The organism is Sutterella sp. KLE1602 (assembly GCF_001578585.1).
Classification (GTDB): Bacteria; Pseudomonadota; Gammaproteobacteria; order Burkholderiales; family Burkholderiaceae_F; genus Sutterella; species Sutterella wadsworthensis_A.
Genome location: NZ_KQ968513.1, coordinates 5139 through 14468, shown reverse-complemented (window position 1 = coordinate 14468; position 9330 = coordinate 5139). Strand labels below are relative to the sequence as shown.

The window sequence follows — 9330 nt, the reverse complement described above, 5'->3', positions numbered from 1 at the left end:
ACGAAGATTGATAAGTTATTTCCTAACTATTCCTGATTCGGCCGAGGTTGTTGAGCATGAACCTCATGCCCACGATGTCGCCCACCGATTCGGGCGGCGCGTACTGGAAGAGCGTGCTCATCGAAAGCGGCTTGACCAGACCGAATCCGAAGCCCGCCACCGACACGACGAGCAGAAAGGACGCGAATCCGTCGGCCAGTGCGGCGCCCGAGAGCGCGACGCCGCCCAGAAGCAGCGCGTTGCGAAGCTGAGGCAGAAGCGTCCTGTGATTGGCGCGCACGGACAGAAGCGAGCTTGCGGCCACCTGCGCGAGCGCGCACGCCGAAAGGAGCGTCCCCGTCTGGATCGTCGTGAGGCCCATACCGCCGCCCGCCGTGGGAACGAGAATGTCGAGAATGCAGAAGAGCGCGTTGACGCCCGAGCCCGCCACCACGCCCGCCAGCAGCGGCCCCGAGCCCGCGAGTCGCCTGATGTTCACAAGCAGGTCCGTCGACTCAACAAGGCCGTGCGCCCTGAGGTCCGAACGCGAAACGCCGGAGGAAAGGAAGGAAAGCGCCAGAGAGACCGCCAGCACGATGAAGGGCATGAGGTCCGGAGCCTGCGAGAAGAGCGCACCGATCGCGACGGGCATGGCAATCTCGCTCACGTTGCTCAACAGGCACATTCTCGAAAAGCGCGAGACGCGGTCCGCCGCGCCGAAGAGTCCGCCGATGCCGCGATAGCCTGCCGTTGCGGCGAGCATGAGCGTCATGCCCGTGAGCATCCAGGCGACGGCAAGCGCAGCAGGCGCCTCATGCTGCGTCGCCAGAAATCCCGCGCCCGCACAGCAGAGCGCTGCGCAGCGGTTGAGCGGTGAAGGCCCGAAGCGGTTGTAGAGCCGCCCCGCATAGATCGTGAAGACGGCGCAGGCCACGGAACTCGCCGCCATGACGGCACCCATCCAGGCCGCACCCACGCCGTGCGAGACAGCTTCGAAGATGAGCGTGAACTGCAGGCACCGCGCCGCAAGGCCGAGCAGGTACCACTGCGCGAAAAGGCGCCGAAAGGCTGTGCGAAGCTGCAGCGAATTCATGGAGCGTCCGATTGAGCGTGCCGAAGGAAGGCACGAGGCCTGCTGCGGACATTTGAACCACCTGTCGCGGAAGCGTTCCGGGACAGAAAAATTGTTAATTGTAACCCCGTCGTACGCTCCGAATGGGGCAATATTCGTGAAAGACCCTATGCGAGAGCGGAAAACGATGCACGATGCTCAGGCCTGACCCGAAGTGCGGCCTTCCGTCACGCCATCGGCGGGAAGGTCTTCAGCCTCAGCTTTCTGCGAAGAGACGCCTTTTCCTCGAGCCTGCATAGAGGCTTCAGACCGAAGGCGGCGAGCATGTCGTCGTCGGCATTTCGATAGCTTTCGCTCACGCGGACATACTGCCGTCCGTTCGAGCTCTTGTAGATGTTGACGTTGCGGGACATGGTTGACGTGAATGCAAAGACTTTCGACAGCTTATTGTACGTGTCGCAGCAGCCGTTTCTCAGAAGTCGATCAAGCTCGGCGTCCCTGCGAACACATCCTTCAACCCCATGCCAAACGGGGGCGCCTCCATCGACAGGAAGACGCCCCCGCAGGTCCCTTCAACCCGAATGCCTTACGGCCGGAAGGACGGCAGCTCCGAGTCGCCCGTGAGGAACACGTCCACGGCGCGGGCGCAACGCCTGCCCTCGCTCATCGCGCGCACGACGAGCGACTGGCCGCTGCGCGTGTCGCCGCAGGCAAAGACGCCGGGCACCGAGGTCGCAAAGGGTGCTTCAGAGCCATCGACGCCCGCCTTCGCATTGCCGCGGGCATCGGTCTCGACGCCGAAGGACTTGAGCGTCGCAGCGGCGGGATGCATGAAGCCCATGGCGAGCAGCACGCGCTGACAGGGAATCTCGAAGGCGGAATCGGGCACCTCGGACGGCGTGAAGCGGCCGTCGGGACCGAGGCTCCACTTGAGCTTCACGCAGCGCACGCCCCTCACTTCGCCCTTGTCGTTCAAGAGGATCTCCTTCGTGGAGGCCTCCCAGAGACGCTCGCAGCCTTCCTCGTGGGAGGTGGAGGTGCGAAGCTTCCTCGGCCAGGCGGGCCAGCAGGACTTGTCGTCCTTCTCGGGCGGCATGGGGCTCAGGTCGAGCTGCCAGATCCTGCCCGCGCCCTGACGGCGGGCGGTGCCGACGCAGTCGCTGCCCGTGTCACCGCCGCCCACGATGACGACGTCGCAGCCCCTGCAGTCGAAGGCGGGCTTCTTGACGAGGCCCTCGTCGACGCGGTTCTGCTCCTGCAGGACGTCAAGGGCGAAGAAGACGCCCCTGCCCTCGCGTCCCGGAACCTTGAGGTCCCTCGGCACCTCGGAGCCGCAGGCGAGCACGACGGCGTCGTACTCCCCGAGGAGGTCCGCGGCCTTCACGCTCCGCTTGGCGGCGTTGTGCACGCCCGCCTCGAACTTCCTGTCGCCCACGACCACGGAGAGCTCGAACCTGACGCCTTCGGCCTCAAGCTGGCTGATGCGGCGCTCGACGACGTCCTTCTCGAGCTTGAAGCCCGGAATGCCGAAGCGAAGAAGACCGCCGGGGCGCTCGGACTTCTCGTAGACCGTGACGTCGTGGCCCGCACGGGCAAGCTGCTGGGCGCAGGCAAGGCCCGCAGGGCCCGACCCCACGACGGCCACACGCCTTCCGGTCCTCACGGCCGCAGGCTCGGGCCTCACCCAGCCCTCGCGCCAGGCGCGGTCGATGACGGCGCGCTCGATCGAGCGGATGCCGACGGCCGCGTCGTCGAGAAGGTACCTCGTGCAGCCCGCCTCGCAGATCGCGGGACAGACCCGGCTCGTGAACTCGGGAAAGGAGTTCGTCGCCGAGAGGCACGCCCAGGCGCGCTCCCAGTCGCCTTCGCGCACGAGGCGGTTCCAGTCGACGGGACGGTTGTGAAGCGGACAGTTATTCGAGCAGAACGGGGTGCCGCAGTGCAGGCAGCGCAGGCTCTGCGCATGAACCTCGTCGTCGTTGAGCGGGATCGTGAAGTCCCTGAAGCTCTTGATGCGTTCCTCGACCGGGAGATGGCCGAATTCGATGCGTTGGTTTTCAGACATGGCAATCTCCTTTAAGCCCTGCTCTGCAGCACGGCGCGGTACTGAAGCGGAATGACCTTGACGAATCGCGCGCGGGTGCTCGACCAATGTTCGAGCAGCTCGGCCGCGAGCGTCGAGTCCGTGAAGAGCTGGTGGCGGGTGATGAGGCGCCTGAGGAGCTCCTCGTCCGTGCAGCCCATGTGCCAGGTGCGCGGATCGCTCGTCCTCACCTGCTCCTCGTGACTCATGACCCGTTCAAGCGCGACCATGGACGGATTGCAGTTCGCCTCGAAGCTGCCGTCGGCGTCGAAGACGAACGCGACGCCGCCCGACATGCCGGAGGCGAAGTTGCGGCCCGTGCGTCCGAGCACGACCGTCGTGCCGCCCGTCATGTACTCGCAGCCGTGGTCGCCGCAGCCCTCGATCACGGCGCTCGCGCCCGAAAGCCTCACGGCGAATCGTTCGCCGACGACGCCCGCGAAGTACGCCTCGCCGCTCGTGGCGCCGTAGAGCGTCGCATTGCCCGCGATGATGTTTTCGCTCGGCCTGCCGTGGAAGTCCGCAGGCGCCCTCACGATGATGCGCCCGCCCGAGAGGCCCTTGCCCACGTAGTCGTTCGCGTCGCCCGACAGGTCGAGCGTGAGGCCCTTCGCCGCAAAGGCCCCGAAGGACTGGCCCGCCGTGCCGTGAAGCGCGATTCTGATCGAGTCGTCGGGCAGGCCCGCTGCACCGTGCCTCTTCACGATCTCGTGCGAGATCATCGTGCCGACCGAACGGTGAGTGTTCTTCACCGCAGTCGTGATCGAGACGGTCTCGCCGCCCTCGATCGCGCAGGCGAAGCGGGGCAGGAGCGCATGGTCGAGAATCTTCTCAAGCTGATGGTCCTGAGCGAGCGTGTGGCGGATGGCGCAAGGCTCGGCGCTCGGACGGTGAAGGATGCGGGAGAGATCCACGCCCTTCGCCTTCCAGTTGTCGATGTCGTCGCGCTGCACGAGCAGGTCCGACCTGCCGATCAGGTCCTCGAAGCGGCGGATGCCGAGTTCGGCCATGATGCGACGGGCCTCTTCGGCCACGAAGAAGAAGTAGTTGATGACGGCGCCGGGCTTGCCGCGGAAGCGCTTCCTGAGTTCCGGATCCTGCGTGGCGATGCCGACGGGACATGTGTTGAGGTGGCACTGGCGCATCATCATGCAGCCTTCGACGACGAGCGGCGCTGTCGCAAAGCCGAATTCGTCCGCGCCGAGCATGGCGCCGATGACGACGTCGCGCCCCGTCTTGATCTGGCCGTCGACCTGGATCGCAACGCGGTTGCGCAGGCCGTTGACGACGAGCGTCTGCTGAGCTTCGGAGAGACCGAGCTCCCAGGCGCTGCCCGCGTGCTTCACCGACGAGAGCGGGCTTGCGCCCGTGCCGCCGTCGTGCCCCGAAATGACGATGTGGTCGGCCTTCGCCTTGGCGACGCCCGCGGCCACCGTGCCCACGCCCGTTTCGGAGACGAGCTTCACCGAGACGTCGGCCGCGCTGTTGGCGGTCTTGAGGTCGTGGATGAGCTGCGCGAGGTCCTCGATCGAGTAGATGTCGTGATGCGGAGGCGGCGAGATGAGGCCGACGCCGGGGACGGAGTACCTGAGTTCGGCGATGTATTCGGTCACCTTGTGGCCGGGAAGCTGGCCGCCTTCGCCCGGCTTGGCGCCCTGGGCCATCTTGATCTGGATCTGGTCCGCGCTCGCGAGGTACTGGGCCGTCACGCCGAAGCGCGCCGAGGCCACCTGCTTGACCTTCGAGCGCAGGCTGTCGCCCGCCTCGAGCTTCACGTCCGCGACAATCCTGTCGCTGCCGAGCACGTCGGCGAGCGTCTGGCCGGCCTTGACGGGAGAGAGGCCGGTCATCATCTCGGCCTCATAGCGCCTCGGATCCTCGCCGCCCTCGCCTGAAGTCGACTTCGCGCCGATGCGGTTCATGGCGACGGCGAGCGTGGCGTGGGCCTCGGCCGAAATGGAGCCGAGACTCATGGCGCCGGTTGCAAAGCGTCTGACGATGTCCTTCGCAGGCTCGACCTCGTCGAGCGGCACGGGCGTGCAGCCCTCGGTCCTGAACCTCAGCAGGCCGCGCAGCGTCATCTGACGGCGGCTCTGGTCGTTGATGATGTCCGCATATTCCCTGTACGAATTCCAGTTCTTCTCGCGGGAGGCCTTCTGGAGCTTGACGATCGCCTCGGGCGTCCACATGTGCTCCTCTCCGTCCGCGCGCCAGGCGTATTCGCCACCCGTGGGCAGGTCGCGGCCGGGGGCGGCGCCGATGCCGTAGGCGGCCTTGTGGAGGTTGATCGCCTCCTGCATCACCTCGAAGAGGCCGATGCCGTCGATCTGCGAGGGCGTGCCCGTGAAGTAGCGCTCGACGAAGGCCGACTGCAGGCCGATCGCCTCGAAGATCCTCGCGCCGCGGTAGCTCATCAGGGTCGAGATGCCCATCTTGGCCATCACCTTGGTGAGGCCCTTGCCCACGGCCTTGACGTAGTGGGCGACGGCCTCGTCGGGCGAGAGCCCGGCCTTGGGCGCGAGATCCTTGAGCGTCATGAGGGCCATGTAGGGATGCACCGCCTCGGCGCCGTAGCTCATGAGGAGCGCGAAGTCGTGCGTTTCAGTCGCGGAGCCCGAGCTCACCACGAGGCCCGTCGTCGTGCGCAGGCCCTCGGCGATCAGGTGCTGATGAAGGGCCGAGGTCGCCAGGAGCGCGGGAATCGCCACGCGGTCCTTCGAGACCGCCTCGTCGGAGAGGATGAGGATCGTGTGACCGAGCTTGATCGCGTCGACGGCCTGAGCGCACAGGCCCGCGAGGCAGGCCTCGACGCCCGCGCTGCCCCAGGCGGCGGGATAGGTGATGTCGATCACCTTGCTCCTCACCTTGCCCGAGGTGTAGTCGGAAATCGAGAGGAGCTTGCGCATCTCCGCGTCCGTAAGGACGGGCTGCGAGACCTCGATGCGCCTCGTCTGCTCCACGTCGTTGACGTCGAGCACGTTGGGCTTCGGACCGATGTAGCTGATGAGGCTCGTGACGAGCTCCTCGCGGATCGGATCGATCGGCGGGTTCGTCACCTGAGCAAAGAGCTGCTTGAAGTAATGGGAGAGCGGCTTGGACTTCTTCGAGAGGACCGGGAGCGAGACGTCGTTGCCCATGCTGCCCACGGGCTCCATTCCCTTTCTGGCCATCGGCACGAGAATGAGGTCGACGTCCTCCTGGGTGAGGCCGAAGACGCGTTGCAGCTCCCGGACGCGCTCGGGGTCGACGGCTTCGTCGGGCTCGGCCTTGGCGGCGCCCGCGAGGTCGGCGAGCCTCAGGTTGAGGCGGTCGACCCACTCGCGGTAGGGCTTGGCGAGGGCGAGTTGGTTCTTGATCTCGTCGTCCTCGATGATGCGCCCGCGGCCCGTGTCGATGAGGAGCATCTTGCCCGGCTCGACGCGCCACTTGCGGCGGATGCGGCTTTCGGGAATGGGCAGGACGCCCACTTCGCTCGCGAGCACGACCGTGTCGTCATCGGTGAGCACGTAACGCGCGGGCCTGAGGCCGTTGCGGTCAAGCGTCGCGCCGATCTGCACGCCGTCCGTGAAGACGATGGCGGCCGGACCGTCCCAGGCCTCCATCATCGGGGCATGATATGCGTAGAAGGCGCGCCTGTCGGGATCCATCGTCGTCGACTTCTCCCAGGCTTCGGGCACGAGCATGAGCATCGCCTGCGCGAGCGAATAGCCCGACATCACCATCAGCTCGATGGCGTTGTCAAGGCTCGCCGTGTCGGACTGGCCGTCGTAGATGATCGGGGCGAGCTTGCGGATGTCGCCGCCGAGCACGGGCGACTGCCAGACCTGCTCGCGGGCGCGCAGCCAGAAGTTGTTGCCGCGGACCGTGTTGATTTCGCCGTTGTGCGCGATGTAGCGGTACGGATGCGCAAGAGCCCAGCTCGGGAAGGTGTTGGTCGAGAATCGCTGGTGCACGACGGCGATGGCGCTCTCGACCTTTTCGTTCTGCAGGTCAAGGTAGTACTGTCCGACCTGATCGGCGAGCAGCAGGCCCTTGTAGACGACGGTGCGCGTGCTCATCGACGGCACGAAGTACTCGGAGCCGTGCGTGAGCTTCAGGGCCTGAATGCGGTGGGAGGCCGTCTTGCGGATGACGTAGAGCTTGCGCTCGAGCGCGGTCTGGACCATCACGTCGGGCCCGCGGCCGATGAAGATCTGGCGGATGACGGGCGCGCTCGCCTTCACGGTCGGACTCATCGTCATCACTTCGCAGACGGGAACGTCGCGCCAGCCGAGCACGACCTGGCCTTCGCGCCTGACCGAGCGCTCGAGCTCCTGTTCGCAGGCGGCGCGGGAGGCGGCCTCCTGCGGCAGGAAGATCATGCCGACGCCGTAGTCGCCGACTGCGGGAAGCTCAACGCCCTGCGCACGCATCTCCTCGCGGTAGAAGGCGTCCGGAATCTGAATGAGAATGCCCGCGCCGTCGCCGCAGAGCGGATCGGCGCCCACGGCGCCTCGATGGTCGAGGTTGTGCAGAATCAGCAGCGCATCTTCAATGACCTTGTGCGACGCCCTGCCCTTGATGTTGACGACGGCACCCACGCCGCACGCGTCGTGCTCGAGTTCCGAGCGATAAAGCCCTTTGAGGCCGGCTTCGCGCCTGGCCTCCTCTTTCTGTCGGGTCATAACCTGGCTCTCCAGTGTTTCTATTTTTGGGGGATTCTGTTTTCCATCCGGGAAAGGGAGCGCCCGACGGGCCGGCGGAGAGGAAACATGGAGATGTTGCATCAAAAAATCTCCGTGCGCATGCCTGCGGCACAGAGATTTTTGAAAAACCCGCAAATACGGGATGGCAAACTGCCTAGGTCGGGCAGTATGTCTTAGGAGATACCGCCTAGAAACTCACTTCGTCTATGCAAATTACCTTAGTGTATCACCAGAGGCTTTCGACAGCATTTTCGGATGCGATCGGGACCTGAAATGAAAATAACGGCGGGACGGGCGATGATCTGAAAGCGCTCCGAAAGGCCCGTCCCCTGACTCATCACCGGCCGGATTTGGCGGCGTATTTCCGGGTCGCATCCAGTGCGAACTGATTTCAGGCCTTGTTGAGGGCGGGCAGTTCCGTCTTGTCCAGATCTTTTTCGCGCAGCTCCGACCAGCAGGCGAGCCACAGGAGCTTCGCGCTAAGGCTGCCCGTCAAGGATGAAAAAGGTCCAGCGACACGGCCGCAGGAAGCACGGAGTCACCAGATGACGGTTCTTGAGCCTCCAACGGCAAAAGTGTTTTCCGTCGTCATCAGAGCTCCTACGACTTGAACACGACGGCGATGCTTTCGGAACGGCTCCCGCAAGCGTCATACGCCTCAAAAACAGCCATCCTGCTCTCCCAGCCCGCACCTGCCAGGTCCCACGGGCGAAGTCGAGCTCGCCTGAGGAGCTCCTCGGCCGTCTCCTCCGCCCGACCGCCTGCATACGGCGCGAGCAGCAGGCATTCGCCGGTCCTTTCAAGCGCCAGTGCCTTGACGACGCGGGTCCAGTCGAGTCTGCCCCACGACAGTCTCACCATCTCCATCACGAGAAGAAGTGCCTCTCGCCATCCTTCATAGGCGGAGTCGCGCGAAAGACGATCGGCGCACTCCTTGACGATGTCCGCCTCGGCGAGGCGGTCGGGATTCACCTGCGAAGGATCCTCGAGTGCCAACGCCATAAAGTCGTCGAAACGCTTCATCATGCTGCCGTCACCGTCCGTCATGAACGCGTCGGCCCAGTAGACAAGTCCGTTGCAGAGCAGAGGCTCCAGTTCCTGGCCCGTGATGTACTTCTTGTAATCATCTGCCTCAGTGTCTAGCGTCTGCCTCACGGCGGCAAGGAGAACCGCGCTCCAGACAAGTGTTCTGAAGAACGGAACACCCGCGCGCGGCATCGAGGAAAGCGTCGGAAACGTGGCCTCGCCCTGAGTACCGCCCCTTGAGTCCGACATTCTTTTCCTTGCAAGAGCACCGCCGCCGCTCATGAAGTGCCTGTAGTCGGCAGGATCATTCCAATGGGCCCAGAACGTCCAGAGCCCGCGGACAATGAGCATGGACGGAAGCAGCACGCGCACGACGGCATCGCTTCCCTGAAAGGTTCCCCACGGTCTTTCCTTGGCCAGATTCGTCCCGAGAGCCGCGTACTTTTCGAGCTCAGCCTCAGGCACAAACCTGAGGTTCAGCGACT

The 9330-nt window shown here is 64.9% G+C and carries 5 protein-coding genes; all 5 read right to left on the bottom strand.

What is annotated here, in order from left to right; genetic code table 11:
* Positions 1 to 22 precede the first annotated feature (22 nt).
* Positions 23 to 1072: an MFS transporter gene (locus HMPREF3036_RS03595; protein WP_062331636.1), complete on the bottom strand. Its 1050-nt coding sequence runs from the start codon at positions 1070 to 1072 to the stop codon at positions 23 to 25.
* Between the two features lie 206 nt (positions 1073 to 1278).
* Complete coding sequence (locus HMPREF3036_RS03590; protein WP_062331632.1) at positions 1279 to 1464, bottom strand: hypothetical protein; 186 nt, start codon at positions 1462 to 1464, stop codon at positions 1279 to 1281.
* A 173-nt stretch (positions 1465 to 1637) separates the two neighbouring features.
* Positions 1638 to 3116, bottom strand: a complete 1479-nt coding sequence (locus tag HMPREF3036_RS03585; RefSeq protein WP_062331630.1) for a glutamate synthase subunit beta — start codon at positions 3114 to 3116, stop codon at positions 1638 to 1640.
* A gap of 11 nt (positions 3117 to 3127) precedes the next feature.
* On the bottom strand, positions 3128 to 7798 hold the full coding sequence (locus HMPREF3036_RS03580) for a glutamate synthase-related protein (protein ID WP_062331626.1): 4671 nt from the start codon (positions 7796 to 7798) through the stop codon (positions 3128 to 3130).
* 621 nt (positions 7799 to 8419) lie between these two features.
* On the bottom strand, positions 8420 to 9330 hold a 911-nt coding region (locus HMPREF3036_RS03575; protein ID WP_197457931.1), incomplete at its 5' end, for a hypothetical protein.